At 70.0% G+C, this 25,126-nt stretch carries 30 protein-coding genes, 2 tRNA genes and 1 pseudogene; 19 read left to right on the top strand and 14 right to left on the bottom strand.

Annotation, left to right across the window (positions count from 1 at the left end; genetic code table 11):
• Position 1: 1 nt before the first annotated feature.
• Positions 2-874 (top strand): hypothetical protein, encoded by an 873-nt coding sequence (locus tag ND450_RS23575; RefSeq protein WP_253320890.1) that lies wholly within the window; start codon positions 2-4, stop codon positions 872-874.
• On the opposite strand, the gene ND450_RS23570 is transcribed toward ND450_RS23575, so the two are convergent.
• Together ND450_RS23570 and ND450_RS23565 are read right to left on the bottom strand one after the other, a co-directional pair.
• Positions 819-1,706: a serine hydrolase gene (locus tag ND450_RS23570; protein ID WP_253320889.1), complete on the bottom strand. Its 888-nt coding sequence runs from the start codon at positions 1,704-1,706 to the stop codon at positions 819-821. The genes ND450_RS23575 and ND450_RS23570 overlap by 56 nt on opposite strands.
• Before the next feature lie 16 nt (positions 1,707-1,722).
• Complete coding sequence (locus ND450_RS23565) at positions 1,723-2,454, bottom strand: peptidase E (protein WP_253320888.1); 732 nt, start codon at positions 2,452-2,454, stop codon at positions 1,723-1,725.
• 51 nt (positions 2,455-2,505) lie between these two features.
• Here ND450_RS23565 and ND450_RS23560 point away from each other — a divergent pair, with 51 nt between their 5' ends.
• The 5 genes and pseudogenes from ND450_RS23560 (at position 2,506) to ND450_RS23540 (ending at position 6,710) form a co-directional block, all read left to right on the top strand.
• On the top strand, positions 2,506-3,180 hold the full coding sequence (locus ND450_RS23560; RefSeq protein ID WP_089922341.1) for a YdcF family protein: 675 nt from the start codon (positions 2,506-2,508) through the stop codon (positions 3,178-3,180).
• Complete coding sequence (locus tag ND450_RS23555; protein WP_253320887.1) at positions 3,180-4,418, top strand: deoxyguanosinetriphosphate triphosphohydrolase; 1,239 nt, start codon at positions 3,180-3,182, stop codon at positions 4,416-4,418. The genes ND450_RS23560 and ND450_RS23555 overlap by 1 nt, the downstream gene beginning before the upstream one ends.
• Before the next feature lie 37 nt (positions 4,419-4,455).
• Complete coding sequence (locus ND450_RS23550) at positions 4,456-5,463, top strand: serpin family protein (protein ID WP_253320886.1); 1,008 nt, start codon at positions 4,456-4,458, stop codon at positions 5,461-5,463.
• 259 nt (positions 5,464-5,722) lie between these two features.
• Positions 5,723-6,130: pseudogene (locus tag ND450_RS23545) on the top strand (serpin family protein); the annotation flags it as partial.
• Positions 6,131-6,191: 61 nt separating this feature from the next.
• Entirely contained in the window at positions 6,192-6,710 is a 519-nt protein-coding gene (locus ND450_RS23540; protein ID WP_089922345.1) for a Scr1 family TA system antitoxin-like transcriptional regulator, read from the top strand.
• Positions 6,711-6,717: 7 nt separating this feature from the next.
• Here ND450_RS23540 and ND450_RS23535 read toward each other — a convergent pair whose 3' ends face one another.
• A complete protein-coding gene (locus ND450_RS23535; protein ID WP_157512840.1) occupies positions 6,718-6,894 on the bottom strand; it encodes a hypothetical protein in 177 nt (58 codons plus the stop codon).
• Positions 6,895-6,976: 82 nt separating this feature from the next.
• Here ND450_RS23535 and ND450_RS23530 point away from each other — a divergent pair, with 82 nt between their 5' ends.
• Both ND450_RS23530 and ND450_RS23525 read left to right on the top strand, forming a co-directional pair.
• The gene (locus ND450_RS23530; protein ID WP_253320884.1) at positions 6,977-7,534 is read left to right on the top strand and encodes a carboxymuconolactone decarboxylase family protein; all 558 of its coding nucleotides are present in this window, start codon (positions 6,977-6,979) and stop codon (positions 7,532-7,534) included.
• A 5-nt stretch (positions 7,535-7,539) separates the two neighbouring features.
• Positions 7,540-8,352 carry a class I SAM-dependent methyltransferase gene (locus ND450_RS23525; RefSeq protein ID WP_253320883.1) on the top strand — a complete coding sequence of 271 codons (813 nt, stop codon included), beginning with the start codon at positions 7,540-7,542 and terminating at the stop codon, positions 8,350-8,352.
• Between the two features lie 3 nt (positions 8,353-8,355).
• Here the strand turns inward: ND450_RS23525 and ND450_RS23520 are convergent, their stop codons facing one another.
• On the bottom strand, positions 8,356-9,216 hold the full coding sequence (locus ND450_RS23520) for a sigma-70 family RNA polymerase sigma factor (protein WP_253320882.1): 861 nt from the start codon (positions 9,214-9,216) through the stop codon (positions 8,356-8,358).
• 35 nt (positions 9,217-9,251) lie between these two features.
• On the opposite strand from ND450_RS23520, the gene dnaG reads away from it, so the two are divergent.
• The 3 genes from dnaG to ND450_RS23505 are packed head-to-tail and all read left to right on the top strand — an operon-like array spanning position 9,252 to position 12,407.
• Entirely contained in the window at positions 9,252-11,141 is a 1,890-nt protein-coding gene (dnaG, locus tag ND450_RS23515) for a DNA primase (protein ID WP_253320881.1), read from the top strand.
• On the top strand, positions 11,141-11,641 hold the full coding sequence (locus tag ND450_RS23510; RefSeq protein ID WP_253320880.1) for a hypothetical protein: 501 nt from the start codon (positions 11,141-11,143) through the stop codon (positions 11,639-11,641). Before dnaG ends, ND450_RS23510 begins: the two co-directional genes overlap by 1 nt.
• Before the next feature lie 25 nt (positions 11,642-11,666).
• Complete coding sequence (locus tag ND450_RS23505) at positions 11,667-12,407, top strand: trans-aconitate 2-methyltransferase (protein ID WP_253320879.1); 741 nt, start codon at positions 11,667-11,669, stop codon at positions 12,405-12,407.
• A gap of 6 nt (positions 12,408-12,413) precedes the next feature.
• On the opposite strand, the gene ND450_RS23500 is transcribed toward ND450_RS23505, so the two are convergent.
• The gene (locus tag ND450_RS23500; protein ID WP_089922350.1) at positions 12,414-12,716 is read right to left on the bottom strand and encodes a hypothetical protein; all 303 of its coding nucleotides are present in this window, start codon (positions 12,714-12,716) and stop codon (positions 12,414-12,416) included.
• A gap of 143 nt (positions 12,717-12,859) precedes the next feature.
• On the opposite strand from ND450_RS23500, the gene ND450_RS23495 reads away from it, so the two are divergent.
• Positions 12,860-12,935, top strand: a tRNA-Asn gene (locus ND450_RS23495).
• A 105-nt stretch (positions 12,936-13,040) separates the two neighbouring features.
• Positions 13,041-13,901 (top strand): oxygenase MpaB family protein, encoded by an 861-nt coding sequence (locus ND450_RS23490; protein ID WP_253320878.1) that lies wholly within the window; start codon positions 13,041-13,043, stop codon positions 13,899-13,901.
• Here ND450_RS23490 and ND450_RS23485 read toward each other — a convergent pair.
• Positions 13,856-14,317 (bottom strand): GNAT family N-acetyltransferase, encoded by a 462-nt coding sequence (locus tag ND450_RS23485; RefSeq protein ID WP_253320877.1) that lies wholly within the window; start codon positions 14,315-14,317, stop codon positions 13,856-13,858. The two genes, ND450_RS23490 and ND450_RS23485, sit on opposite strands and share 46 nt — an antisense overlap.
• Before the next feature lie 108 nt (positions 14,318-14,425).
• Here ND450_RS23485 and ND450_RS23480 point away from each other — a divergent pair.
• Positions 14,426-14,500: transfer RNA gene (locus tag ND450_RS23480), tRNA-Ile, on the top strand.
• Between the two features lie 186 nt (positions 14,501-14,686).
• Positions 14,687-15,418, top strand: coding sequence for a hypothetical protein (locus ND450_RS23475; RefSeq protein ID WP_089922354.1), 732 nt, complete (start codon positions 14,687-14,689; stop codon positions 15,416-15,418).
• A 702-nt stretch (positions 15,419-16,120) separates the two neighbouring features.
• Here the strand turns inward: ND450_RS23475 and ND450_RS23470 are convergent.
• The gene (locus ND450_RS23470; RefSeq protein ID WP_253320876.1) at positions 16,121-16,675 is read right to left on the bottom strand and encodes a TetR/AcrR family transcriptional regulator; all 555 of its coding nucleotides are present in this window, start codon (positions 16,673-16,675) and stop codon (positions 16,121-16,123) included.
• A gap of 110 nt (positions 16,676-16,785) precedes the next feature.
• On the opposite strand from ND450_RS23470, the gene ND450_RS23465 reads away from it, so the two are divergent.
• Positions 16,786-17,481 (top strand): SDR family oxidoreductase, encoded by a 696-nt coding sequence (locus ND450_RS23465; RefSeq protein WP_253320875.1) that lies wholly within the window; start codon positions 16,786-16,788, stop codon positions 17,479-17,481.
• Here ND450_RS23465 and ND450_RS23460 read toward each other — a convergent pair.
• Positions 17,478-18,209 (bottom strand): helix-turn-helix transcriptional regulator, encoded by a 732-nt coding sequence (locus ND450_RS23460; RefSeq protein WP_253320874.1) that lies wholly within the window; start codon positions 18,207-18,209, stop codon positions 17,478-17,480. The genes ND450_RS23465 and ND450_RS23460 overlap by 4 nt on opposite strands.
• Before the next feature lie 53 nt (positions 18,210-18,262).
• On the opposite strand from ND450_RS23460, the gene ND450_RS23455 reads away from it, so the two are divergent.
• Positions 18,263-19,408, top strand: a complete 1,146-nt coding sequence (locus ND450_RS23455) for an MFS transporter (RefSeq protein WP_253320873.1) — start codon at positions 18,263-18,265, stop codon at positions 19,406-19,408.
• Positions 19,387-20,283, top strand: coding sequence for an exodeoxyribonuclease III (locus ND450_RS23450; protein WP_253320872.1), 897 nt, complete (start codon positions 19,387-19,389; stop codon positions 20,281-20,283). The genes ND450_RS23455 and ND450_RS23450 overlap by 22 nt, the downstream gene beginning before the upstream one ends.
• A gap of 18 nt (positions 20,284-20,301) precedes the next feature.
• On the opposite strand, the gene ND450_RS23445 is transcribed toward ND450_RS23450, so the two are convergent.
• The 5 genes from ND450_RS23445 to ND450_RS23430 all read right to left on the bottom strand — a co-directional run bounded on the left by ND450_RS23445 (position 20,302) and on the right by ND450_RS23430 (position 23,718).
• Positions 20,302-21,603 (bottom strand): HAMP domain-containing sensor histidine kinase, encoded by a 1,302-nt coding sequence (locus ND450_RS23445; protein WP_253320871.1) that lies wholly within the window; start codon positions 21,601-21,603, stop codon positions 20,302-20,304.
• Positions 21,600-22,271, bottom strand: coding sequence for a response regulator transcription factor (locus tag ND450_RS23440; RefSeq protein ID WP_253320870.1), 672 nt, complete (start codon positions 22,269-22,271; stop codon positions 21,600-21,602). The genes ND450_RS23445 and ND450_RS23440 overlap by 4 nt, the downstream gene beginning before the upstream one ends.
• Before the next feature lie 4 nt (positions 22,272-22,275).
• Complete coding sequence (locus ND450_RS45745; protein WP_256557243.1) at positions 22,276-22,407, bottom strand: hypothetical protein; 132 nt, start codon at positions 22,405-22,407, stop codon at positions 22,276-22,278.
• Positions 22,404-22,766 carry a hypothetical protein gene (locus ND450_RS23435; protein ID WP_253320869.1) on the bottom strand — a complete coding sequence of 121 codons (363 nt, stop codon included), beginning with the start codon at positions 22,764-22,766 and terminating at the stop codon, positions 22,404-22,406. The genes ND450_RS45745 and ND450_RS23435 overlap by 4 nt, the downstream gene beginning before the upstream one ends.
• Before the next feature lie 64 nt (positions 22,767-22,830).
• Positions 22,831-23,718 carry a hypothetical protein gene (locus ND450_RS23430; RefSeq protein ID WP_253320868.1) on the bottom strand — a complete coding sequence of 296 codons (888 nt, stop codon included), beginning with the start codon at positions 23,716-23,718 and terminating at the stop codon, positions 22,831-22,833.
• A gap of 221 nt (positions 23,719-23,939) precedes the next feature.
• Here ND450_RS23430 and ND450_RS23425 point away from each other — a divergent pair, with 221 nt between their 5' ends.
• Positions 23,940-24,233: a hypothetical protein gene (locus ND450_RS23425; protein WP_253320867.1), complete on the top strand. Its 294-nt coding sequence runs from the start codon at positions 23,940-23,942 to the stop codon at positions 24,231-24,233.
• A gap of 15 nt (positions 24,234-24,248) precedes the next feature.
• Here ND450_RS23425 and ND450_RS23420 read toward each other — a convergent pair whose 3' ends face one another.
• Positions 24,249-25,025, bottom strand: a complete 777-nt coding sequence (locus tag ND450_RS23420; RefSeq protein ID WP_253320866.1) for a hypothetical protein — start codon at positions 25,023-25,025, stop codon at positions 24,249-24,251.
• Between the last annotated feature and the right edge of the window lie 101 nt (positions 25,026-25,126).

Genomic DNA, 25,126 nt, shown 5'->3' with positions numbered 1-25,126 from the left:
CGTGTTGGAGGGTGTGACGGGGGAGCGGTTCCGCAGGCGCGGGGTGGCGCAGGCGGTGGTGGGCTTCGGTCTGCTGACGTGGGTGGTGGTCGCCGCCGCGGTGGCCGAGACGGGGAACTCGTCCGTGCTCGTGGCCACGGCGGCGAGTGGCGGGTTGGTGTGCCTGTGCGTGCTGGCGGGTGGGCTGGTGGCGGCGCGGGTCGCCGACGCCGCGGCGGCTGCTCGGGTGCGGCACGTGTTCGTGGTGCTCGAAGGGACGGCGCTGGCGCTCTTCTTCCCCTTCTACTGGTTCGCGTCCGGGGTCGAGCCGGTGGGGGAGCCCGGCGCGTTCGCGCTGGGGGTGGTGCTGGTGCTCGCGGCGCCGGTGGTGATCGCGCTGGTGCTCGCACTGCGGAGCAGTCTCGCCGTGCACCGGTTCGTCGTCGGCGAGTTCGGGCCGCTCGTGCCGGACTCGGCGACGCCCGCCGGCGTGCCGCGGATCAGGGCGTTGGGAACGCTGCTCGTCGTCGCGGGTGCCGTGCTGTCGGTCGCTGTGGTGGTGCTGGCGCTCGTGTCGCCGTCGCAGTGGGCGCTGCTCGAGGTGTTCGGGCTGGTGGTGACGTTGACGCCGGTGGTGCTCGGGTTGTCGCTGGTGCGGGTGGAGGACGTCTACTCGGCGCGGCGGCGCAACGTCGGCGTGTACATCGTCGTTCCCGCCGCCGCCGGGTACGCGGCGGCCAAGCTCGCCTCCATCGGCGGTTCCTCCGGGATGTTGTTCGGGGCGCTGGTCTTCGGGGCGATCGTGCTGCTCGTGGGAGCGAACCTCGTGGTCCGCGAGTTCACGGGCGAGTGGGACCGGTCGTGGCGCGCAGCTTCGCGAGGGCGGCCGTCGTGACGGCGTTGATCGACTCCCTCGCCGTGGTCCAGTTGCCGGTCGGACTCGTCGTGAGGACGGCGACGGCGTAGCGGTCGTCGACCACGCCCGCGCTGTGCAGGTAGACGTCGCTCGGCAGGTAGTACATCCAGCCCTGCTTGGCGTACGCGCCGGTGACGCCGAGCAGGCCGAACGCCTGGTCGAAGCCGTCGGCGGCGGTCGCGGTGGCGGACGACAGCATCGCGACGACCTCGTCGCGTTCCGGCGAGGCGAGGATGTGGTCGTAAAGGCGCACCATGTCGTTCGCGGTGATGACGACCTCTCCCCACTGTGACGGGTCGTCAGGGGCGTGAGTACCTGTAAGGCCTGCTTCGGCGGCGACGCGGCCGATGGCGCCCATGCCGTCGAACCGGGTCCACAGCACGTCCATGGCGTTGTCGTCGCTCGCGCTCAGGGCGCGGCGGATGAGGTCCTTGTCCTCGTCGGACGGCTGTTGCCGCAACGCGTCGACGGCGAGGATCAGCTTCGACAGCGACGCCGAGTAGAACGGCTTGTCGCCCTGCTGCGAGACCACCTGGCCGGTCTGGAGGTCGAGGATCGCGAGGCCGACGTCGGACGAGCCACCGGCAGCCGCGATATCCGATGTATCAGCCGCTGATATATCGGATATCGCGGACGGCGAGGCTGTCTCCGACGTGTCGGAACCGGTATGCGATATATCGGCGTCGCCGGTGTCCAGCACATCGGGGCCGCGCGATATATCAGCTGAGCGCTTGCCGTGCGCGAGGCACGGCGATGCGTCGGGGATGGCGAACACCGCCACCACGAGGAGGACGATCAGGGTCCAACGCACACTTCCAAGGTCCGCGTCACAGGACTCTGGTGTCGAGCGTTTCCTCCTGTGCGGTTGCTGAAGAATCGTCCCTGACCACGACGTGTGCGCCCGCCCCCGCGCGTTCCGTCACCGCCTCGACGAGTTCGGTGCCGCGGTAGAGCAGGCCGGCGCCGTCGTCGGTGCAGTACGTCTTCGGCAGCACCCCGGCGGCCACGGCCTCGTGGATCTTCGGGCGGCGCTGCTCCTCGGAGTCGTAGTGCACGCCGTTGCCGTGGGGCAGGAAGCCCAGCCCGTTCGTGACGATGCGGAGGTCCGGGCCGAACGAGTCCGTCGCGCCGCCCGCGTGCCAGCAGATCGAGCCCGCCGACACACCGCTGAGCACCACGCCCGCCTCCCACGCCTTGCGGAAGACGGCGCCGAGACCGTGCACCTCCCAGACCGCGAGCAGGTTCGCCACCGATCCGCCGCCCACCCAGATGACGTCGTGCGAGAGCACGTAGTCCTCCAGGTCGTCGGTCGGCGGCATCGTGAACAGGTTCAGCACCGACACGTCGACGCCCGCGACCCTGCCCGCCTCGGTCATGTTCGCGTTCATCGCCCGCTGGTCGCCCCCGGCGGTGCCGACGTGGCACAGGCGCGGTGTGCGGCCGTCCACGCCGGACAGGTCCAGAGCGAAGTGGATCAGCTTGTCGAACTCGACGAGGGTGCGGTGCCCAGGGCGCAATCCCCCGGAGGTCGCGAGGATGGTGGGCTGCTCAGCAGGCATGACCTTGATCCTCGCAGGGGCGTCAACGCGACAGGCGCGCGGTCTGGGAGCATGCACGGTGTGCGGACCACGCCCCTCAGACCACTCGCCAGGATTCGCCGGATCGTGTTGCGTCTCGTCTTCGGGGCGCTGGTCGTCGGCGTGCTCGTGGGCGGCGGCACGGCGTTCCGCGTGTGGCAGGTCGCGCGCGTGGACGACTGGACGAAGGCCGACATGGCCATCGTGCTCGGCGCCGCGCAGTACAACGGCGTCCCGTCCGACGTGCTCGCGGCCCGCCTGGAGCACGCGCTCGGCCTCTACCAGGAGGGTGTCGTCGGCTACATCGCGACGACCGGCGGCCGCCAGCCCGGCGACAACTTCACCGAGGGCCAGGTCGGCAAGCTCTGGCTGGTCAAGCGCGGTGTGCCCGAGGACAGGGTGCTGCAGGTCGGCGAGGGCGCGGACACGCTCGGCTCGCTGCGGGCCGTCGCGTCGGTCGCGCAGGAGCGGAACCTGAAGACCGCCGTGATCGTCAGCGACCCGTGGCACTCGCTGCGCGCCCGCACCATGGCCGAGGACGCCGGTCTGCGGGCGTGGACGTCGCCGACCAGGAGCGGCCCGAACGTGCAGACGCGCGAAACGCAGTGGTTCTACATCAAGCGCGAAACCGGAGCGTTGCTCTACTACCGCTTGATGAAGGCGCACGCCGGCGTGTTCGACGAGCTGAAACTCCCTAAAATCGGGTGATGGGATACACCGGTCACGACGCGGAGCGACTGCTCTCCGAAGAGCCCAAGAGCGCCGCGCTGCCGGGTGCCCGCATCGAGGAGCGCACGCCGTTCTCCCGCGACCGGGCCCGCGTGCTGCACTCCGCGGCGTTGCGCAGGCTGGCGGGCAAGACCCAGGTCGTCGGTCCCGGTGAGGGCTCCGAGGTCACCGGTGTGCCGCGCACGCGCCTGACGCACTCGCTGGAGGTCGCGCAGATCGGCCGCGGCATCGGCGAGGAGCTGGGCTGCGACCCGGACATCGTCGACACGGCCGGCCTCGCGCACGACATCGGGCATCCGCCGTTCGGGCACAACGGCGAGAGGGCGCTCAACGAGCTCGCCGGCCCGTGCGGTGGCTTCGAGGGCAACGCGCAGACGTTCCGCATCCTCGCGCGGTTGGAGCCCAAGACGGCGCACGGCCTGAACCTCACGCGCGCGGTGCTCGACGCGTCGACGAAGTACCCGTGGAAGCGCACGCCGGGCATGGTGAAGTTCGGCGTGTACGACGACGACCTCGACGTGTTCGAGTGGATGCGTTCGGGCGCGCCGGAACGGGAGAGGTGCATCGAGGCGCAGGTGATGGACTGGTCCGACGACGTGGCGTACTCCGTGCACGACGTCGAGGACGGCGTCCTGGCCCACCGCATCAACCTCGGCGCGCTGGCCAGTGCCGACGAACGCGCCGCCATCGCGTCGCTGGCCGCGAAGACGTTCTCCGACGAGTCCGTCGCGACGCTGGAGGCCACCGCCGAGGAACTGCTGGACCTCCCGGTGATCGGGTACTGGACCGGCCACGAGTACGACGGCTCGCTCGGCGCCCAGGTGGCGTTGAAGAACCTCACCAGCGAACTGGTCGGCCGCTTCGCCTCGGCGGCCGTCACCGCGACCCGTGCCGTGCACGGTGACGGCGCGCTGACGAGGTACAACGCGTCGCTGGAGGTCCCGCGGCAGGTCGCGGCGGAGGTGGCGCTGCTCAAGGCGATGGCCGTCCGGTACGTCATGAGCGACCCGGCGCGCCTCGCCATGCAGGCCGACCAGCGCGACCTGATCACGAGCCTCGTCGGCCGCCTGCTGGAGCGCCCGGAGCTGCTCGACCCGGCGTTCCGCCCGGTGTTCGAGGCCGCTTCCTCTTATGCCGCAAGGCTTCGCGTCGTGATCGACCAGGTCGCGCTGCTCACCGACGCGCAGGCCGTGGCCTGGCACCGCGCATCGGCGTAGCTTCGAGGGCGATGGCCGACCAGTCGAGGGAGCTCTTGTGACCGATCAGGCCGACTTCGCCCTGACCCTGCACCGCGTCGCCGTACCTGATCCGTCCACGAACGCGTGCTGGTCGCCGTTCTCGGTGGCGAGCGCGCTCGCACTGACCCACGAGGCCGCCCGCGGCGAGACCCGCGCGGAACTCGACGGCCTGCTGAACGGCTTCGACGCCTCGGACGCGCTGGACGTGCCCGAACTGGCCGTCGCGAACACGTTGTGGGCCGACGACGACCTGACGCTCGACCCGGGCTTCTCGCTCGCCGGTTCGGTGCGCCGCACGGCGTTCTCCGACCCCGCGACGGTGCGCAAGCTCGTCAACACCGACGTCGCCGAGACCACCCGCGGCCTCATCCCCGAACTGCTCGCCGACGCACCGCCCGCCGACGCCGCCGCGATCATCGTCAACGCCCTGTACCTCAAGGTCGGCTGGCTGAACCCGTTCGCCGTCTGGGACACCGCCGAGAAACCGTTCCACGCGCCCGGCGGCGACGTGGACGTGCCGACGATGAAGGTGACGGAGAAGTTCCGCTACGCCCGCCACGACGGCTGGCAGACGATCGTGCTGCCCGCGGACTCGGGCGTCGAGACCGTGGTCCTGCTGCCGGACGAGTCGCTGGACCAGCCGCTGCCCGCCTCCGCGTTCACCGCCCGGGACCTCACCCGGCTCGAGCTCTCACTGCCCAAAGTGGACGTACGGGCGAAGTTCAACCTGAAGAACACGTTGCGGCAGCTGGGAGTCGAGCGCATGTTCGCGCGCGACGCCGACTTCTCCGGCCTCTCCCCGGACGAGCGGATGTTCGTGGACGACGTGGTGCACGAGGCCGTGCTGCGCCTCGACGAGGAGGGCCTCGAAGGAGCCGCGGCCACCGCCGTCACGTTCCGGACGGTGTCGATCGAGATCCCGGTGGACCCGGTCGTGGTGACCGTGGACCGGCCGTTCCTGCTCGCGGTGCGGCACGCGCGGTCGGGCGCGATCTACTTCCTCGCGCAGGTCGCCCGTCCGTGACCGACCAGACCGCGTTCGCGTGAGCAGCCCGGCCTGCTGAGCAGTGGTTTCGACGGCTCGAACGCGCTCGACGTCGGGGACCCGGCCGTCGCGAACGCGCTGTGGGCCGACGACGGCCTGTCGCTGAACCCCACCTTCTCGTTGGCGGCCTCGGTCCGGACGGCGGATTCCGCCGATTCCAGAACCGTGCGCGAGCAGGTCGGCGCCGACGTGACGGAGGCGGCCGGCGGCCACTTCCACGTCCCCCGGCGGTGACGTCGAGGTGCCGACCATGACGGTGACGGCCGAACTCGGCTACGCCAGGACCGGGGGCTGGCAGACGGTCGTGCTGCCGGCGAAGTCCGGGGTGGAGGTGCTGGTGCTGCTGCCGGACGGGCCGCTGGACCAGCCGCACCCGGCCGCGTTCGACGTGCCCGGCAGCACCGCCGTCGCGCTGTCACTGCCCAAAGTGGACGTCCGGGAGAAGTTCGAGCTGCGGGAGGCGCTCGAACAGGTAGGGATGGGCACGATGTTCTCGCCGGACGCCGATCTCAGCGGGCTCTCGCCGGAGCCCCCTGTTCGTGAGCGAGGTCGTGCACGTCGACCGGCCGTTCCTGCTCGCCGTCCGGCACGCCCGCTCCAAGGCCATCTACTTCCTCGCGCAGGTCGCCCGTCCGTGACCGCGTGACGCCCTGTCGGGCGAGCGTTTCGCGCGGCGAGATCATGATCATGGGCTTACCGTTCTGCGCATGACCCAGCACGGTGCCGGCGAACAACTCGTCGTGCTCGCCGCGGCGGGCGCCACGCGAATCACCTGCTTCAGCGGCGTCACCATTCCCGTCCTGCTCAGGACCGAGTGCTACGCGAAGGCGCTGGCCAGAGCGCTGGGGTTCGCGCCGGCGCCCGAACTGCAGCCCGACGGCGTGCTGCCGCAGTGCGTGTTCTTCATCCACGAGTACGCGCTGCGCACCGTCGTCGGCGGCGACCGCCTGATGGAGGACCAGGTCCTGCACCTGCTGTTCCACGCGCCGTCGATCCGGATCGTGCCGGCCAGCGCGGGCGGGGCGGCGGCGGTCGGGCTCGACTACGCGCTCATCCAGTACGAACACGAGCCGCCGCTGGTCTACCTCGCGAACTTCACGCTCGCCAGCGACGCCGCGACCGTGGAACGGGCCGTGCAGATCTTCCAGCGCATGCACGCCGTCGCGCTCGACAACGAACGGTCGCGTGACGTGCTCATGGAGTACGTGGCGGTGTACGACCGCTAGGGCGGCCCTAGGGTGTGTTGCGGCGCAGGAAGAGCCGCATCCCGTCCTCGCCCGGCAGCGCGCACAGCAGCAGTTTGACGTTCTGGTGCCGCACCGGGACCGCACACGAGTCGCCTGCCAGCAGTGTTCCCGCGAGCAGGCCGGCCGACTCGTGGTCGATGTCCAGCACGAAGTCGTTGCTCATGCAGGGACCCTATGGGTGGACCGGCTCGCGCCCCAGTCACCCAAAGGTGTCACGTTCCGGCGGGCTGCCTCGTCCACAGGACATGACGAGGATCAACGGAGTTGCCAAGAAGGACGCGGGCCTGCTGCTCAGGGCCGTGTACTGGTTCGCGCGGCGCGAGTTCGGGGCGGTGCCGGAGCCCGTCACGGTGATGGCGCACCACCCCAAGCTGCTGATGGCGAGCAGCCGCCACGAGCTGGCGGTCAAGAAGGCGGTCCACGGGCCGTTGTTCGAGCTGTGCGTCTACCGGACGGCCGTGCGGCTCGGGTGCTCGTGGTGCGTCGACTTCGGCGCCATGCTGATGAAGCACGGCAGGCTCGACGTCGAGCGGCTCAAGCACATCGACTCGTACGAGACCTCGCCGCTGTTCACCGGCCTCGAACGCAAGGCGCTCGCCTACGCCGACGCGATGACGGAGACGCCGGTCGCCGTCACCGACGGGCAGGTCGCGGAGCTTGAGGAGCTGCTGGGGCGCAAGGAACTCGTCGCGCTGACCTACCAGATCGCGCTGGAGAACCAGCGGGCCCGGTTCAACAGCGCGTTCGACATCAAGGACCAGGGTTTCACCTCTGGCGACGCCTGCCGGGTGCCGACAAACTAGGGCGTGTGGAGAAGATCGCACTCACGGGTGCGCAGGAGACCATGCTCGCCACGCTGTACGGACGGGCCCTCGACAGCGAGCGGCCCACGTCCGTGTTGCACGACGACGAGGCCAGACGCGCCGTCGACCGCATCGACTACGACTTCGGCAAGACCGGGATGACCACGACCACGGCGGTCGGCGTCGCCATCCGCGGCAGGGTGCTCGACGACTGGACGCGCGACTTCCTCGGGCGCCACCCGTCGTGCACCGTGCTGCACCTGGCCTGCGGCCTCGACACGCGCGCGCACCGCGTCGAACGGCCGGACACCGTGCGGTGGGTCGACGTCGACATGCCGGACGTCGTCGCGTTGCGGCACAAGCTCTTGCCCGAACCCCAAGGCGACTACCGGCTTGTGGCGTCGTCGGTGACCGAGGACGCGTGGCTGCACGAGGTGCCCGCCGGCGGACCGGTCGTCGCGGTGTTCGAGGGCCTGTCGATGTACCTCACGCAGGCCGAGGGGCACGCGTTGATCCGCCGGATCACCAGCCGGTTCGACGGCGGTGAGCTGCTGTTCGACGTCTACGGGTCGTGGGGGATCAAGCTGCAGAAGCTCGTGCCCGCCGTGCGCAACGCGGGCGCGACGCTGCACTGGGGCGTCGACGACCCGCGCGAGGTCGAGGCGCTGCACCCCGGACTGACCACTGTGGACGCGTGGCGCAGCGTGGATCTGCCGCACCTGGAGGCGTTGCCCAGGTCCGGTCAGATCCAGATGAAGATCGTCAGCGCGATCCCGAAGCTCCGCGACGTCGGGAAGCTGCTGCGCATGCGGTGGTGACCGTCAGAACGCCACGTGCGCGAGCTTCTCCGGGTTCGCGATGTCGTAGATCGCGGTCACCTTGCCGTCGTGCACCGTGAACGCCGTCACGCGTGCCGTCACCTCGCCGTACGCGGGCATGAGCACGCCGATGTCGCCGTTGACGAAGGCCGGCCGGTGCTCCTCCGGGTAGCCGTACTTGCGCATGAGGCCGAGGAAGAAGCGGGCGACCTTGTCCGCGCCGGAGACCGTGTTGACCGCGGTGCGGACCTTGCCGCCGCCGTCGCCGATCATCACCGCGTCCGGGTGCAGCAGTTCCAGCACGCGGTCGATGTCCCCGCTCGCCATGGCGCGCAGGAACTTCTCCAGCACCTCCTGCTGCTCGGCCAGCGCCGCGCGGGGCGGCGGCTCGGCGTCCGCGACGGCCTTGCGGGCCCGGGACGCGTGCTTGCGCGCCGCGGCTTCCGAGACCTGCAACACGTCGGCGATCTCGTTGAACGGCAACGAGAACGCGTCGTGCAGCACGAACGCGACGCGCTGGTCGGGCGTGAGCCGGTCGAGCACCACCAGCGCGGCCATCCGGACGCCGTCGGCCTGCACCACGCTCGCCAGCGGGTCGTCCTCACCGGTCGTGAGCAGCGGCTCCGGCAGCCACGAACCCACGTACGTCTCGCGGCGCACGGCGGCGGAGCGCAGCCTGTCGAGGCAGATGCGGCTCACCACGGTCGTGAGCCAGCCCCGCGCGTCCTGGATCCCCTCGGCCTTCGCGAACCGGGGCCACGCCTCCTGCACGGCGTCCTCGGCGTCGGCGAAGCTGCCGGTCAGGCGGTACGCGACGCCGATCAGGTGCGTCCGGTGCAGGGCGAAGACGTCGGCGGTGGTCACGGTCGGCAGTTTGCCAGGGGATTAGACTCGGGGACGTGGCAGGACGCATCAGGGAGAGCGACATCGCGTTGGTGCGTGAGCGCAGCCGGATCGACGAGGTCGTCGGTGACCAGGTTTCGCTGAAGCGGGCCGGTGGAGGCGCCCTCAAGGGGTTGTGCCCCTTCCACGACGAGAAGACGCCGTCGTTCAACGTGCGTCCGTCGCACGGCACGTTCCACTGCTTCGGCTGCGGCGAGGGCGGCGACGTGATCGCCTTCGTGATGAAGGTCGAGCACCTGTCGTTCGTGGAGGCCGTCGAGCGGCTCGCGGACCGGGCCGGCATCCAGCTCGTCTACGAGGGCGGCGGCAACACGGTCCAGCGCGATCGAGGCACCCGCAGCAGGCTCATCGAGGCCCACAAGGCCGCCGCCGAGTGGTACGCCGAGCAGCTCAAGACGCCGGAGGCGCAGCCCGCGCGGGAGTTCCTGGCCGAGCGCGGCTTCGACGAGGCCGCCGCGCGCCAGTTCGGCTGCGGGTACGCGCCCGGCGGCTGGGACAAGCTCACGAAGCACCTGCTCGGACGTGGGTTCGAGCTGCAGGAGCTGATCAAGGCGCAGCTCACCAAGGAGGGCCGCCAGGGCCCGATCGACCGGTTCCACCGGCGACTGCTGTGGCCGATCAAGGACATCGGCGGCGAGGTCGTCGGGTTCGGCGCCCGGCGGATCTTCGACGACGACCCGATCCAGGCGAAGTACCTGAACACCAGCGAGTCGATGATCTACAAGAAGTCGCAGGTGCTGTTCGGGCTCGACCAGGCCAAGCGCGAGATCGCCAAGCGCAAGCAGGCCGTCATCGTCGAGGGCTACACCGACGTGATGGCGATGCACCTCGCGGGCGTGCCGACGGCCGTCGCGTCCTGCGGCACGGCGTTCGGCACCGACCACATGAACGTGCTGCGCAGGCTGCTGATCGACGACGACGTGAACGGCGAGGTCATCTTCACCTTCGACGGCGACGAGGCGGGCCAGAAGGCCGCGCTGAAGGCGTTCGAGGGGGAGCAGCAGTTCTCCGCGCAGACCTACATCGCGGTCGCGCCGGACGGCATGGACCCGTGCGAGCTGCGGCAGGCAAAGGGCGACGTGGCGGTGCGCGACCTGGTGGCGCGGCGCATCCCGCTGATCGAGTTCGCGATCAAGGCCCAGCTCAAGGCGTACGACCTCGACTCGGTCGACGGGCGCGTCGAGGCGCTCAAGAAGATGGTGCCGTTCGTCGCGCAGATCAAGGACAGGGCCAAGCGCGACGGTTACGCGACGCGTCTGGCGTGGTGGGTCGGCTGGGACGACGAGGCGATGGTCGTGCGCCGGGTGCGCCAGACCGCCGGTGGCAAGGCGCCCGTGGTGCCCGCCGCGCGCGTCGACCCGAACCAGATGGCGCTCGGCGTGGAGGTCGACGGCCCGGCCCGGCCGAACCCGCGCGACCCGAAGCTGATCTTCGAACGCGAGGTGCTCAAGATCGCGCTGCGGCTGCCCGAGTACGCGGGGCCGCTGTACGACTCGCTGCCGGACGAAGCGTTCACCGACCCGGCGTACGTGGCGCTGCACCGGGCCATCCGGGACGCGGGCGGTGCGGCCTGCGGCCTCGCGGGCACGGCGTACCTGGACGCGATCTCGCAGGCGTGCCAGCACGCCTCGGTGCGGTCGGTGCTGACCGAGCTCGCGGTGGAACCGTTGGCCGTCAAGCAGAACGACGAGTTCCGCTACGTGTCGATGGTGATCGCGCGCCTGCAGGAGGTGCAGGTCGGCAAGCAGGTCGAGGACGTGAAGTCGCGGCTGCGCCGGCTGTCGCCGATCAAGGACGCCGACGAGTACCGGGCGCTGTGGGGCGACCTGGTGGCCCTGGAGGAGTACCGCAAGGCGCTCCTGCAGCAGAGCGCTGGAGTGCTGTAGTGGGGTTGTTGCGGCGGTTGTTCGGCAACGGTGCGCCGGACGGGTTCACCGGCTCGCTGGAGCGCGAGGAGACCGTGATCGGGCACGCGCCGGTGACGGGCGGCGGGCACCTCGTCGTGACGTCGCTCGGGCTGTGGGTGCCGGGGGAGTCGCCGCGGCGCATCGGCTGGCACCTGATCAGCAAGGTGAAGTGGGAGGGCGCGCTGCGGGTGGTGGAGGCGTCCGAGGCCTCCGCCGAAGGTCCCGTCGTGCTGCTCGAAGACCTTCCCGCGCATCGGTTCGCGCTCGAGGACCCGAGGCGCGTGCTGCGCGCGATCAGCCAGCGCGTCGAGGGGTCGATCCGGCACCGCGAGCGCGTCGAGTCGCCCGGCGTGTGGATCCTGCAGCGCAAGATCCCCGGTCAGGACGGTGTCGTGTGGCAGGCGCGCGGCGACGCGGGCGTGGACCTGGGCGCGGTGCGCGAGGCCGTTTCGGCGTTCGCCGCGAAGCTTGCGGGCTAGCAGTACGCGTGTACTGTTAGTTGGCATGTGGGATCCGGCGCAGTACCTGGCCTTCGCCGATCACCGGGCGAGGCCGTTCTACGAGCTGGTCGGGCGTGTGCGAGCCGCCGAACCCCGTCGTGTGGTGGACGTGGGCTGCGGACCCGGCAACCTGACGCTGTCGTTGTCGCAGCGGTGGCCCTCGGCCGCAGTCGAGGCGTTCGACTCGTCGCCGGAGATGGTCGAAGCGGCTCGTGAGGCCGGCGTGGACGCTCGGGTGGACGACGTGACCACCTGGAAACCGTTGCCGAACACCGACGTCGTGGTGTCCAACGCGGTGCTGCAGTGGGTTCCGTCACATCCCTCGATCGTGTCTTCCTGGGCTTCGGTGCTGCCGTCCGGCGCGTGGCTCGCGTTCCAGGTGCCCGGCAACTACGCGGACCCCTCGCACCGGCTGATCCGGGAGGTGGCCGGAGCGGCGTTGGAGCACGTCTTCCGTGCCGAGAAGCCGGTTCTGCAGCCCGTGGAGTACGCGGACCTGCTCGGCGACTGCTCCTCGGTGGACGTCTGGGAGACGACGTACGTGCAGCGGCTGTCCGGTCCGGACCCGGTGCTCGAATGGGTGAGCGGCACGGCTCTGCGGCCCGTGCGCGCGGCTCTGTCCTCAACGGACTGGGAGGCCTACGTGGCGGAACTGGCGCCGCGGCTGCGCGAGGCGTACCCGCAGCGAGCCGACGGCACCACTTGGTTCCCTTTCAGGCGGATCTTCGCGGTGGCGCAGGTGTGAGGACTGTCACGCCCGCGGCGTCGCCGGAGGGGTGAAGGCCTTGCCGTTCGTCTCCTCCTGGTGGCGCCACGGCGCCTTCTCCGCCGCCTTTCCCGCGGCATCCGCTGCCTTACCTGCGGCGTCGGCCGCCAGGTCCTTGGCCTGAACCGCCGCTTCGAACGCCTTGTCCTTCGCCTGGGCCGCCGTCTTGCGCACCGTCGGGTTCGCGGTGAAGCGGTTCCAGAGGCGCACGATCTGGTCGTAACGCGCCCGTCCGGCCTTCGCGCCGAGCACGTAGCCGATCGCCGCACCGACCAAGATGCCCTTCATGTGGCGTCTCCTCTCGCATCGTGCCTGGTCAGAGGCTGTTTTGCCGCAAAGTGGGGGGTGCTTGCGAAACCCCTTTTGAGGCTCATGTAGAGTTACCCACTGTCAGGAGGAACCAAGCCTGACAGAGCAGAACAACAGAACATTCCCCCATAGCTCAATTGGCAGAGCATGCGACTGTTAATCGCAGGGTTACTGGTTCGAGTCCAGTTGGGGGAGCCACCGCTCAGACCCTAGTCCACGGACTGGGGTCTTTTGCTTGTTCGGGTCCTTCGTCCACCATCTGGGGTCTTCCGGTTCGCGCGGGCGTGGGTCAGGTTGGGACGCATGGCCGACCGCTTCGCGAACCTCCGCCGCATCTCCGCGCTGGACCCGGTCCGAGACCACGAGGAGATCCTGCGGATCTCCGCCGGCCTGGAGTTCCCGTGGGACTACCAGAAGTCGCTGGAGATGGCCCTGTTCCGCACGTACTGCGTGCCGACGATCTCGGGCCTGCTCGAACGCACCGGCGAGTTCGAACGGCGGCCGCAGAAGCGCTACGACGACACGGCGGTCCTGATGGCCGAGCTCGTGGAGCACGGCTACGACTCCCCGCGCGGGCGTGAGGCGCTGCGCGTGGTCAACCGCCAGCACGGCCGTTACGACATCTCGAACGACGACATGCTCTACGTGCTGTCGACGTTCATCTACGACCCGATCGAGTGGCTTTCGCAGCACGGCTGGCGCCCGCTGACGCACAACGAACGGCTGGCGGGCTTCCACTTCTACCGCGCGGTCGGCGCCCGCATGGGCATCCGTGAGATCCCGGCGGACTACGACGAGTTCCTGGCCTTCAAGACGGCCTACGAGCGGGAGCACTTCGTGTTCGCGCCGTCGAACCGCCGCATCGGCCAATACACGCTCGACCTGTTCTGCTCGTGGTACCCGTCTTGGACGCGACCGGCGGTAGCACGGGCGGTGATCTCGATGCTGGACCCGGCGATGGTGCGCGCGTTCGGCTTCACGGCCCCACCGTCGTGGGTGGGTGCTCTTGGTCGCCAAGCGTTGCGGTTGAGGGCTTTCGTGGTACGCCGCATGCCGGTGCGTCCCGAGCTGAAGCTCACGAACACCCGCAACCGCACCTACCCGGGCTACCCCCGCGGCTACCGGCCGTCGGACCTCGGCGCGACCTCCAGCACCGCCCGCTGACCGTTGAGCGCGAAGCCCATCGCCTTCAGGAACGCGTTACCGGGCTTGAAGTCGTCGAGCGCCACGTGCACCCGCCGCACCTCGGGGAAGCGTTCGGTGAGCGCCTTCGCCATCTCCCGGCCGATGCCCCACCGCCGCAGGTCCCGAGGCACCAGGAAGAACCGGACGCTCGCTTCCCCCACGGCGGGGTGGTCCAGCACGAGGTCGACGAACCCGATCATGCCCTCGGCCCGCGCCACCAGCAGGCGCTTCTGCTCGAACGCGGCCCCCTCCGGCAACGCGTAGAAGAGGCTCTGCACGTCACCGGGGCCGGACGGGTGGCCGGTGGCGGCCTGGAACCAGTCGTCGCAGTCGGCGAACAGCGCCAGCACCTCGGGTTCGTCCGCCGGGGTGAAGTCGCGGAGGATCAGACGCACGTGTCCAGCCTATGTGTCGCTCGCCACGGGGGTGCGCAAGGGCCGTTCGGGGTGATCGGTATCCTCCACCACGCAGCGTCAGCGGATCGGGGGTCCGCAGGTTGCGAGGGGGCAGTAGCTCAGCTGGTCAGAGCAGCGGACTCATAATCCGTCAGGTCGTGGGTTCGAGCCCCACCTGCCCCACACGATCACTCGTTGTGCGAGCACTCCACGGGCGAGGAACCACGGCCATGCCATGGTGAGAGCGCCGTTGCTGGGTTACGGCCGAGATCGCAGCCCTCTTCGAAGACGTGCGCGCGAACTGAACAAATCGCATGCGGGCGCGGCTTCCCGCTGAGTACTGTGCCCCGAAACCAAAGGGGGTGCGGCATGACGAAGCTGAACCAGATCATCGCGGTGGAGAAGAGCGTCAAGGGGGGCACGCTCCGGGACCTCACCGACGCGCACCACGGCTTGCAGAAGCCCGCGCTGCTGGCGGGGATCTCCCGGACCTACCAGCCGAAGGACGAGGACGGCGAGGTGCTGCCGCCGGAGTCCACGCGCGTGCAGATCAAGGCCGAGGACGTGCTGCGCAAGACCGCGGCCGTGATGACCCGGCTCTTCGACGTCACGGCGACCAAGGACTGGGCGAACTGCGTCGCGAAGGCCGACGTGGTGGTGGACGGGGAGACGTTGCTGCGCGACGTGCCCGTGTCGTACCTGCTGTTCCTCGAGAAGCAGCTCACCGACCTGCACACCTTCGTGAAGAAGCTGCCGCTGCTGGACGCGGCCGAGGACTGGAGCTTCGACGAGTCCGCCGACTACTGGCGCACCGAGCAGGTCCGGACGATCCGCACCAAGAAGGTGCCGCGCAACCACGTCAAGGCCGAGGCCACGGAGAAGCACCCGGCGCAGGTCGAGGTGTACTACGAGGACATCCCGGTGGGCTACTGGAACACCGTGAAGTTCTCCGGTGCGCTGCCGGCCCGGCGGGTCAACGAGCTCGTCGACCGCGTGGAGAAGCTGCAGCACGCGGTGAAGTTCGCCCGGGAGGAAGCCAACAACATGGAGATCACCGACCAGCGCGTCGGTGGTGTCCTCTTCGCCTACCTGTTCCGGTAGGCGTCACGGATTCCCCCGCTGGAGCGCGGGGGATGCGCTCCCCGACGCGGGAGCGTGAAAGCTGAAGCTGAACGTCAGCCTGAACCACTCGGTCACCAGTGGGGGTTCGAATCCCTCTCCCGGCACCACTCGCCGGGATAGCCCAAGCAGGCAGAGGCAGGCCGGGATCAAGCTCAGACTCTCGCTCCAGGTTCAGCATCACCGCCGAACGCCAGATCTACCGAGACCGGACAAGACTCGCCGAGGTACGGGTTCGAATCCCGTTGGCCGCTCTGCCATGCGGCCGTAGCTCAACGGAAGAGCGCGGCGACCTAAGGACTGATCCGGCCTCTTAAACGTCGCTGGTGTGCGCAAATGGGCGGACAAACGGGGCCCTGGACTGGACATGTCCGGGGCCCCACCTATGTCCCGGATTCCGACAGCCAGCCGGAATACAAGAAATGGAACGTCATCATCGGCACGGTCGGTGGCGTTCTGGCCATCTTGGCCGTGCACACGCTGACGGGGGTCAACGTGCTGAAGGAGATCGGCGTCGGGTCGCGTTCGTCGGACTGGGACGGTCCTTGTCAGCCGACTTCGTGTTCGATGAGTGCTGTTTTCCGCAATTGCGGTGGAAAGGGTTCCGTCGTTCTTCCCGCCACCGCCGAGAACGACGTCATCAAAGTCGGGTGCGAATGGACGTCAAGCTCGTCGATTGAACCGCTACGCGCGCAGGCCCTCGACGTAGATCGACAGGAAGCGCCGCCACTCGTCGGGGGAGTCGCGGATGACCTGGGCCATCGCCCTGGTGAGCGTGGCCAGGTCGGCGATCGAGTAGTCGGCGCGCAGCACGCCGGCCGCCAGGGCGCGGTCGATCAGGGTGCCCGCGTGGCCCGCGCCGCGGTGGCAGGCGGAGACCACCTCGGGGGCGTTCGGCAGGTCGCGGACGAGCACGTCGTTCAGGCCCCGGTCCTCGGCCTGCAAGGCGTAGAGGTCTTCCAGGTAGCCGGCGAAGGCCTGCCACGGGTCCGGTTCGGCCAGGGCCTTCTCGCCGATGACGTCCAGTGCGGCCAGGCGCTGCGGGAAGATCTGCGCCACGAAGTCGTCGCGGGTCGGGAAGTGCTTGTACAGCGTGCCGATGCTGACTTCCGCGCGCCGGGCGATGTGTTCCAGGGGCACGTCGAGGCCGCGTTCCGCGAACAGTTCCGCGGCCGCTGCCAGCAGCTTGTCCCGGTTGCGTGCCGCGTCCGCACGCAGGGGCCTCGACGCGGTGACCATGCGCGGGATCCTACTCGGGGATTAAGTCGAGGGTTCCCTCGATTTCTGTGGTAGCGTCGGCGGGCGTAAGTCGAGGGTTGCCTCGAATTAGCGTTCGGAGGGTGGAATCCATGTCTCGCAAGGTGGTTGTGCTCGGGGTCGGTCCTGGGCTCGGCATGTCGATCGCGCACCGGTTCGGACGTGAGGGGTATGACGTCGCACTGGTCTCCCGAGGTGCGGCCAGGCACGAGGGTTATCTGGCGGAACTGGCCGGAGCGGGGGTGAAGGCCGAGGCGTTCGCGGTGGACGTGCGCGACCGGACGCGTCTGCTGTCCACTTTGGACTCGATCGGGCCGGTCGACGTCGTGTACCACGGGCCTGGCGCCACGGATCTGAGCGAGGCGCCGGAGGAGATCACGGCGACGACGTCCGCGGACGCGCGTGCCGCCCTGGACTGGCTCTACCCGGCTGTCGACGTCGTCCAGCACGTGCTGCCGGGGGTGGTCGAACGCGGTGGCGGCCTGCTGTTCGCCGGTGGGCTGAGCGCGGTGCGGCCGATGCCGATGCTCGGCGCGCTGGCGCTTTCCGGTGCGGCGCTGAGGAACTACGCGGTGACGCTCCACGCGGCGCTCGCCGAGAAGGGCGTGTACGCGGGCACGCTGACCATCGGCGGTCTCGTCGAACGCGGCGACATCCACCGGGCCGTGCGGGCGGACCCCGGCCGGTTCGGGGAGGTGCGGACGCTCGACCCCGACGCCATCGCGGACGTCGCGTGGCAGATGTTCGTGCGGCGGGACCGCGCTGAGGAGGTGTTCTCGGTGTTCTAGAGGTACGAGCCGGGGGTGTGGCCGAGCGAGCGGCGGAACACGTCGATGAACGCGCTGGCGGTGGCGAACCCGCACCGCAGGGCCACGCTCGTGACGGACTGGCCCTCCGCGAGCAGGCGCAGGGCGTGGTAGAGCCGCAGCTGCGTGCGCCACTGGGGGAACGTCATGCCCATCTCGTCGCGGAACAGCCTGGTCAGCGTCCTGCCGCTGGCGCCGGCGGCGCGGCCCAGCGCTTCGAGACCGCGTGCGTCCGAGGGGTCGGTCTCGAGCACCGCGCACACCGCCGCGAGCCTGGGGTCGTGGGCGGCGGGGACGCGCACCGGCCGTTCGGACGCGGTGGTGAGCTGGTCCAGCAGGACCGAGCGCATTCGTTTGCCCGCAGGGGTTTCTCGGTCGTCGAGCTCCGTGTAGGCGATCAGCAGCTCACGCAGTAGAGGGGAAACTGCGAGCGCCGTCGGCTCGTGGAGCTTCAACGGGTTCTGGGTGAGTCCGAGGAAGTGCAGCCGTGTGACGCCGTACGCGCGATGCGAGTGCACGGCGCCGGACGGGATCCACAACGCACGGTGCGCGGGGGCGATCCAGCGTGACGCCTCCGTGTGCACGGCCACGACGCCGCGACTGGCGTAGACGATCTGGTGCTCGTCGTGCCAGTGCGCGCTGACTCCGTCGGCGGCGGCCAGGTCGCGGCTCGTGGTCGGGGCCGCGGGCAGGTGGCGTGAATTCGACATACATCGTCAGAATATCGGAATCGCGACTGCGGCGGCGGGGCCACGATCAAGACGTGGAGCACTCTCGCGGGCGGATGGCGGTCCTGGTCGCCGGGCACGCCGTCGACGACCTGTACCAGGGCGCGGTGCCGGCCCTCGTGCCCTTCCTCGTGCTGGAACGGGGGTACGGCTACCTCGCGGTCGCCGGCGTCACGGTCGCCGCGACGCTGCTGTCGTCGGTCGTGCAGCCGTTGTTCGGGTGGCTGACGGACCGGCGGCCGATGCCGTGGCTGGTGCCGCTGGGCATGACGCTCGCGGGGGTGGGCGTCGGGCTCGCCGGGCTGAGCGACTCGTACGTGCTGACGTGGCTCGCGATCGCGCTGTCCGGCCTCGGCGTCGCCGCCTACCACCCGGAGGCGGCTCGCCTGGCGCGCCGCGTCGCCCGGGACAGCCACGTCGGCATGAGCTGGTTCTCGGTCGGGGGCAACGTCGGGTTCGCGCTGGGGCCGGTGCTCGTGACGCCGGTGCTGGCGTTCGGCGGGCTCGCGTGGAGTCCGCTGCTCGCCGCCCCCGCGCTGGTGGGAGGCGTGTGCACGATGGTGGCGCTGCGCGGGGTGCACAGCGCCGGGAGCGCGGCCGGGGCGCGGGCCGGCACCGACGACTGGGGTCAGTTCAGCAGGCTGACCGTGGTGATCATCGCGCGGTCGGTGGTGACGTTCGGGCTCGGCACGTTCCTCGCGCTCTGGGTGACCTCGCGCGTAGGCGGTGGTCCGGCGGCCGGTGCGGCGGCGCTGGTCGTGCTGTTCGGGGCCGGTGCCGCGAGCACGTTGCTGGGAGGCGTGCTGGCAGGGCGGTTCGGACGCGTCCGCGTGCTGCGGGTGTCCTACGCGGTCGCGATCCCCGCTGTCGCGGGCGTCGCGTTAGTGCCCGGTCCCGCTGTGTACGTGATGGTGGCGCTCACGGCCGTGTCGCTGTACGTGCCGTTCTCGCTGCACGTCACCCTCGGCCAGGACTACCTGCCGAACCGGCTCGGCACCGCCGGCGGCGTCACGCTGGGACTCGCGGTCAGCGTCGGCGGTCTGGGCTCACCGGTGGTGGGCGCCGTCGCGGGCGCCACGAACCTCCAGTGGGGCCTGTTGTCCCTGGTGCTGATGCCCGTCGTCGCGTGGGTGGCGGCACGCGGTCTGCGTTCGCCTCGATGCGAGCTCGAGCCCCGGTGACTACGGTTGGACGGGTGCGAGTGGCGACCTGGAACGTGAACTCCGTCAAGCAGCGCGTGCCGAGGCTCCTGCCGTGGCTGGACCAGCGGCGGCCGGACGTGGTCTGCCTGCAGGAGACCAAGCTGGCCGACGACGCCTTCACCGCGCTGCTCGGTTCCGAGCTCGCGGACCGCGGCTACGAGGTCGCGCTGTTCGGTGAGACCCAGTGGAACGGCGTAGCCCTGCTGTCCCGGGTGGGCCTGGACGACGTGGCTGTCGGAATCGCCGGTGCACCGGGCTTTCCGCACGTGGAGGCACGCGCTGTCGCCGCGACGTGCGGCGGCGTGCGCGTCCACTCGCTGTACGTCCCCAACGGCCGTGAGCCCGACTCGGACCACTACAAGTACAAGCTCGAATGGCTCGCGGCCCTGCGCGACGTGCTGGAGGCGGGACCTGCGGACGCGTTGGTGTGCGGCGACATCAACATCGCCCCGACCGACGCCGACGTGTTCGACCCGGCCGCGTACATCGGCCACACCCACGTCACCGAACCCGAACGTGCCGCGTTGCAGGCCATTGAGGCGTTGGGGTTCCACGACGTCGTGCGCGAGCGGTGGCCGGACGAGCGGGTCTTCAGCTACTGGGACTACCGGGCCGGCATGTTCCACCGCGACCTGGGCATGCGGATCGACCTGGTCCTCGCGTCCGACTCCGTCGCGCCGCGGACCAAGGCCGCGTGGATCGACCGGCACGCGCGCAAGGGGACCGGGCCGAGCGACCACGCGCCGGTGATCGTGGACCTCGACGAGGCGCCGGACGGGGACATCGGGCCCGTGGTGCCGCCGCCGTCCGCGCCGGGGGCGAAGAAGAAGGTCAAGCTGCCGCAGTCGAAGTGACCGAGCGCGCCGTCCCGGCTATTCAGGCCCCGGCCGCAGCGTCACGGTGAACGCCGCCCCGCCCTCCGCCGCGGGCCCCGCCACGATCGTCCCGCCCATCCGCGTCACCAGCCCGTGCACCAGCGCGAGCCCCACGCCGGTCCCGACCGGCCGCGAGTCCTGGTACCGCGCGTGCAGCACCCCGCGGTCGAACGCCACGGCGTAGTCCTCGGGAGCCAGACCGGGGCCGCCGTCGCGCACCTCCAGCACCGACGACAGGGCGAGCACGACCGGGCGGCCGGCGGGGGTGACGCGCAGGGCGTTCTCCATCAGGCCGTCGATGACCTGCCTCAACCGCCGTGCGTCGGCGTGCACCACCGGGGAAGCGGACACCTGCAGCGAGAACGCGACCCCGCGGGCGTGGCAGCGGGCGTGCCACACCTCGGCGGCCGAGCGGACGACCGGTTCCAGGGCCACCGGTGCCATGTCCAGGCGGAAGTCGTCGGCGCCGAGACGGGCCAGGTCGAGCAGGTCGGTGACCAGCCGGTCGAGGCGCCTGGCCTCGTCCAGGATCACGGTGCCGACCGGGGCGACCTGGTCGCCGGAGACGACGCCGTCCGCCAGGGACTCGGCGAAGCCCGTGACGGCGGTCAGGGGCGTGCGCAGCTCGTGGGAGACCGAGAGCAGGAAGTCGCGTTGGCGGGATTCGCTGCGCTGCAACGCATCGGCGAGCGAGTTGACCGCGTGGCCCACCTCGGCGAGCTCGGAGGTGCGCGAGATCGGCACGCGGAGATCGCGGCGGCCCGTGCTCATCGAGTGGGCCACGGAGGCGGCCCGGCGGATCGGGCGGGACAGGAACGAGCCCAGCGCGAAGCCCGCCACGGCGGCCACGACGAGGCCGATCCCGAGGGCGAAGACGATGTTGCGGACCAGTTTGCGGTAGGAGCCGCTCGTCTCCGTCTGCTGGACCAGGGCGAAGCCGCCCGTGCCCGACGGGCGGGCCTCCACGTTCAGGAGTCCGCTCACCCCGGACACGGCGGATCCGGACAGCACGGACCGGTAGTCGACGGACCGGACCGCGCGGACGGCGGCGCGGTCGTCGCCCGTCACGTCGCCCGCGGCGGTGATGCGGACGATCGCGATGTCCTGGCCCTCCAGGATCTGCTCGACGCGGTTGTTCGAGATCTGGCCCGCCACGACGTCGGCCTGGGAGCGCAGGAACTCGCGGCTCACCTGCTGCGAGGTCGACAGGACGAGACGGGTCGACACGAAGCCGGCGACGAGCACGGCGACGAACGCGACTCCGAGGCACACCAACGCGATCCGGGCGGTGAGGTTCACGGCGCGTCCGCCGAGTAGCCGACGCCGCGCACCGTCCGGATCGGACTGAACGCACCGAACTTGGCGCGAAGCTGGGCGATGTGGACGTCAACGGTCCGTGTACCGGCCACGGAGGAGTAGCCCCACACGGCAGACAACAGCTGCTCTCGCGAGAACACCTGGCGCGGGTTCTTCATCAGGTAGGAGAGCAATCCGAACTCCGTTGACGTCAGGGCCACCTCGGTACCATTGGCGAAAGCACGCCGTTCGCCCACGTCGAGCCGTACGGAACCCACCTGCAGAACGTCCGACACCGGACCCGAGGAGCGGCGCAGGACCGTGCGGACGCGTAGCGCGAGTTCGCGTGGGCTGAACGGCTTCGTGATGTAGTCGTCGGCGCCCAGTTCCAACCCGAGCAGGCGGTCCACCTCGTCGTCGCGGGCCGTCACGAACAGCACCGGCGTCCAGTCTCCGGCGGCGCGCATCGCGCGGCACACCTCGATGCCGTTCAGCACGGGCAGGCCGACGTCCAGCACGACCGCCACCGGCGAGAGCGAGCGGACCGCGGCCAGTGCCGCGTCCCCCGAGGACTCCAGGTGCACGCCGAAGCCGTCGCGCCGCAGGTACAGCGCGACGAGTTCGGCGATCGCCGGTTCGTCCTCCACGACGAGCACCAGGCCACGTTCCACGCGTTCACCCCGGCTGGTTGAGATCCGACTCGATGCTGTTCAGCGTCGACTCCACATCATCGAGGTCCGGTGACGGCTCCTCGCTCCGGCACGCCGTCAGCGACACCAGCAGCACGAGAGCGGCGACCCACCTCACTTGGACCCGCAGTGCTCGGTCTTGAACTTCGCCACCCGCTCGCCGGCCTTGGCCAGCTTCACGAGCTGCGCGTCGCGGAGCTTGAGCCGCGCGTCCAGCACGTCCGCGCGCGCCGTGTTGCCGGCCTTGCGGGCGTCGGCGGCCTTCTGCTCGATCCACTTCTTCGAGCCCAGCACCTCCGGACCACCGTTGATCTTGTCGGTCAGGGCCTTGACCTTCGCCTCCACCCGCGGCACCCGCTGCGAGCAGATCTGCTGCACCTTCTCCGGGCTGATCGTGATCGGTTCCTGCGCCGACGCGGTCCCCGCGCCCAGCAGCAGCATCCCCGCCACGAGCCCACCGATTCGCGAAATGTTCATGGCACAGAACGATGACCGCCCACGATCAGAGGACGGTCCGCCGAATGTTCGGGTTCTGCAAAGATCAACGCCGGGCGGGTCGGCGCAGGGCGACCCCGTGCGAGGCCGCCGCCCGCAGCATCGGCCGCAGCCGGTCCCACACCCGTTCCGACCGCAGCTCCTCCGCCGCGCTCACCGCCCGCATCCCGACGGTCCGCCCCTCGTCGAGGTCGCCGTCGAGGAAGTGGCACGAGGCCAGCGAGATCAGGCAGAACGTCCCGCTGCGCGCCATCTCCGGCCCCCAGGCCGCGATCGCCGACACCAGCGCCGGGATCGCCAGCCGCGTGTCGCCGAGCTCCGCGTGGACGGTACCGGCCATCGCGGTGAGGTCGGTCTCGTCGTGGAACCGCGCCCAGTCCGGCACGTGCGCCCGGTCGGCCGACGCGAACGAGTCCTGCGCCCTGCCCAGCGCACGCAACGCCTCCACCGAACGGTCCTGACGCGCGTATGCCCACGCCTCGTTTACGTACATGATGCTTGACGCCAACGGCGCGAAGGCGCCCCTCTGGAAATACGCCAGCGCATCACCCGGTGCACCGTGATGAAGATGCACGCGCCCACGTCGATAAACAATGTTGGTCGTCAGATCTTCGTCGTGACGCGCGAAATCCAGCGCACGGTCGAAATGGTGGTACGCCGCTCCGACCTGGCCGCTGTCGAACGACGTCCACCCGGCCAGGTTGTGCAGGTCCGCGACGGCGGACAGCAGCCGCGCCCGCACCGAGTCGGAGGCCTCGGCCGCCAGCAGCTGCTGCGCCCAGTAGATCCGCACGACGACGGCGTCACGGCACGCCCCGCCTCCGTGCTGGTAGTCCACGGCCCGCAGGGAACGGGTCTGCGCCTCCAACTGCTCCACGTCGCTGATTCCGATGCGCGAGGAGTGGGGTGGAGGGAAGTACGCGGGATCCGCCATGAGGGCACCCCTCTACACCGGTGGTATCCGAGCGTAGGCCGTCGGCGACCCGGGGTGAAGTCGTCCTGTGCGGCGCGGAATCGAATGCAAGCTGTGATTGAACAGGTATTAATCCGGGTATGCGGCAACAAGTTGATGGCGCAATATTCTTGGTTATGAGGCGACGCGCCCACTTGCGGCTGGTGACCTCCTCCGAGGCCGAGGACACGACTCTCACTGCGGTGCTGAGCGCAGAGGACCTTGCCGAGGAGCTCGGCCTCGACCCCCACGCCAGGGTGACGTGCGGCCTGCATCGCTGCTGGTTGCACCTCTGCGTGGCCTCTCCGGCCCACGTCGTCCCGCTCACCGGGCACCGCTGGTGCCGTCCGTGCCGGCGCCCTCTCGAGGTGTTCGTGGACGAGACGACGGCGCACCTCTCGTGTCCGGGGTGCGGCACCGGCACACCGGACACCGCCGCGAACCGCCAAGTGGTCCGGGCGTGTCGCACCAGCATCGCGGCCATGCACGCTCAGTAGAACGACCCGGATGACTTAAGCCTGGTGGGTGAAGACGGCGACCTCCGGGAGGTAGCTCGGGGGCCGTTGGCTGTCCTCCGGCACGTCGAGCAACGCCCAGATGATGTGCCGCCCGCCTCCGGCCGGCGTCTCGCCCATGGTGAAGTTGCAGACGGCGATGGACGCGATGTTGCGCCTCATGATGTGCCACTGCCTGAGGTCGAAGCGTGCGGTCGTGCGCACCGCAACGGACAACTTGTCGCCACGCATGCGCAGCAGCAACGAGAGAGGGCTGTTGTCCTCTATGTGCGACACGAGTTCGACGGCGATCTGCGGCGCGACGTCGAGCATCGACTGGATGCCCCACCGCTCGCAGGCGCGTTCGGTGATCCGCTCGGCCACGTGCGGCAGGCAGCGGCACGTCGGCAGCGGCGCGTCGACCCTGTCCTCGTGCTTGTGCCGCACCACGGCGGTCACCGCGGCCGACGTCGTCGTGTGCATCGGGATGTGCCGGGGCAGCCCGCGCGACTCCAGCGTGGACCGCAGCCGGTGGTCGCTCACGACGAGGCTCAGCGAGATGCCGGGCCAGCGTGCCGCGGACAGCCACACGACGTCGAACACGACGAGCAGCGCGGGCGACTCGGCGACCAGTTCGTCGAGTTCCACCACCACGCCGACGAGCTCCTTGGTGGCGCAGTCGAGCAGCACGTCCTGCACCCGCATGTACGTCGCCCAGTCGAGCCGTCCGCTGAACCGGACGACGAGCACGCCGTTCAGCTCGCGGACGTCGACCTCGAGGCTGTCACCGGCCATGATCCCGTCCCCTCACGCAAGGCGCCTCCCCCCAATCCTCCAAGTCTCTGGACGCGAGCGCGTGCGCCCTAGGGGGTAACTACCCGTCTTTCGCCGTTGGT

It is taken from the genome of Lentzea sp. HUAS12, from assembly GCF_024125735.1.
Taxonomy (GTDB): Bacteria; Actinomycetota; Actinomycetes; order Mycobacteriales; family Pseudonocardiaceae; genus Lentzea; species Lentzea albida.
The sequence above is the reverse complement of the archived record's forward strand: the minus strand, read 5'-3'. Positions and strand labels throughout refer to the sequence as shown.

What these genes read in the sequence shown, in the direction of transcription:
- ND450_RS23565 (WP_253320888.1), bottom strand. Translation starts at nt 2,454, where the DNA reads ATGCCTGCTGAGCAGCCCACCATCCTCGCGACCTCCGGGGGATTGCGC.
- ND450_RS23560 (WP_089922341.1), top strand. Translation starts at nt 2,506, where the DNA reads ATGCACGGTGTGCGGACCACGCCCCTCAGACCACTCGCCAGGATTCGC.
- ND450_RS23555 (WP_253320887.1), top strand. Translation starts at nt 3,180, where the DNA reads ATGGGATACACCGGTCACGACGCGGAGCGACTGCTCTCCGAAGAGCCC.
- ND450_RS23540 (WP_089922345.1), top strand. Translation starts at nt 6,192, where the DNA reads ATGACCCAGCACGGTGCCGGCGAACAACTCGTCGTGCTCGCCGCGGCG.
- ND450_RS23535 (WP_157512840.1), bottom strand. Translation starts at nt 6,894, where the DNA reads ATGAGCAACGACTTCGTGCTGGACATCGACCACGAGTCGGCCGGCCTG.
- ND450_RS23530 (WP_253320884.1), top strand. Translation starts at nt 6,977, where the DNA reads ATGACGAGGATCAACGGAGTTGCCAAGAAGGACGCGGGCCTGCTGCTC.
- ND450_RS23505 (WP_253320879.1), top strand. Translation starts at nt 11,667, where the DNA reads ATGTGGGATCCGGCGCAGTACCTGGCCTTCGCCGATCACCGGGCGAGG.
- ND450_RS23500 (WP_089922350.1), bottom strand. Translation starts at nt 12,716, where the DNA reads ATGAAGGGCATCTTGGTCGGTGCGGCGATCGGCTACGTGCTCGGCGCG.
- ND450_RS23490 (WP_253320878.1), top strand. Translation starts at nt 13,041, where the DNA reads ATGGCCGACCGCTTCGCGAACCTCCGCCGCATCTCCGCGCTGGACCCG.
- ND450_RS23475 (WP_089922354.1), top strand. Translation starts at nt 14,687, where the DNA reads ATGACGAAGCTGAACCAGATCATCGCGGTGGAGAAGAGCGTCAAGGGG.
- ND450_RS23470 (WP_253320876.1), bottom strand. Translation starts at nt 16,675, where the DNA reads ATGGTCACCGCGTCGAGGCCCCTGCGTGCGGACGCGGCACGCAACCGG.
- ND450_RS23465 (WP_253320875.1), top strand. Translation starts at nt 16,786, where the DNA reads ATGTCTCGCAAGGTGGTTGTGCTCGGGGTCGGTCCTGGGCTCGGCATG.
- ND450_RS23460 (WP_253320874.1), bottom strand. Translation starts at nt 18,209, where the DNA reads ATGTCGAATTCACGCCACCTGCCCGCGGCCCCGACCACGAGCCGCGAC.
- ND450_RS23450 (WP_253320872.1), top strand. Translation starts at nt 19,387, where the DNA reads ATGCGAGCTCGAGCCCCGGTGACTACGGTTGGACGGGTGCGAGTGGCG.
- ND450_RS23435 (WP_253320869.1), bottom strand. Translation starts at nt 22,766, where the DNA reads ATGAACATTTCGCGAATCGGTGGGCTCGTGGCGGGGATGCTGCTGCTG.
- ND450_RS23430 (WP_253320868.1), bottom strand. Translation starts at nt 23,718, where the DNA reads ATGGCGGATCCCGCGTACTTCCCTCCACCCCACTCCTCGCGCATCGGA.
- ND450_RS23420 (WP_253320866.1), bottom strand. Translation starts at nt 25,025, where the DNA reads ATGGCCGGTGACAGCCTCGAGGTCGACGTCCGCGAGCTGAACGGCGTG.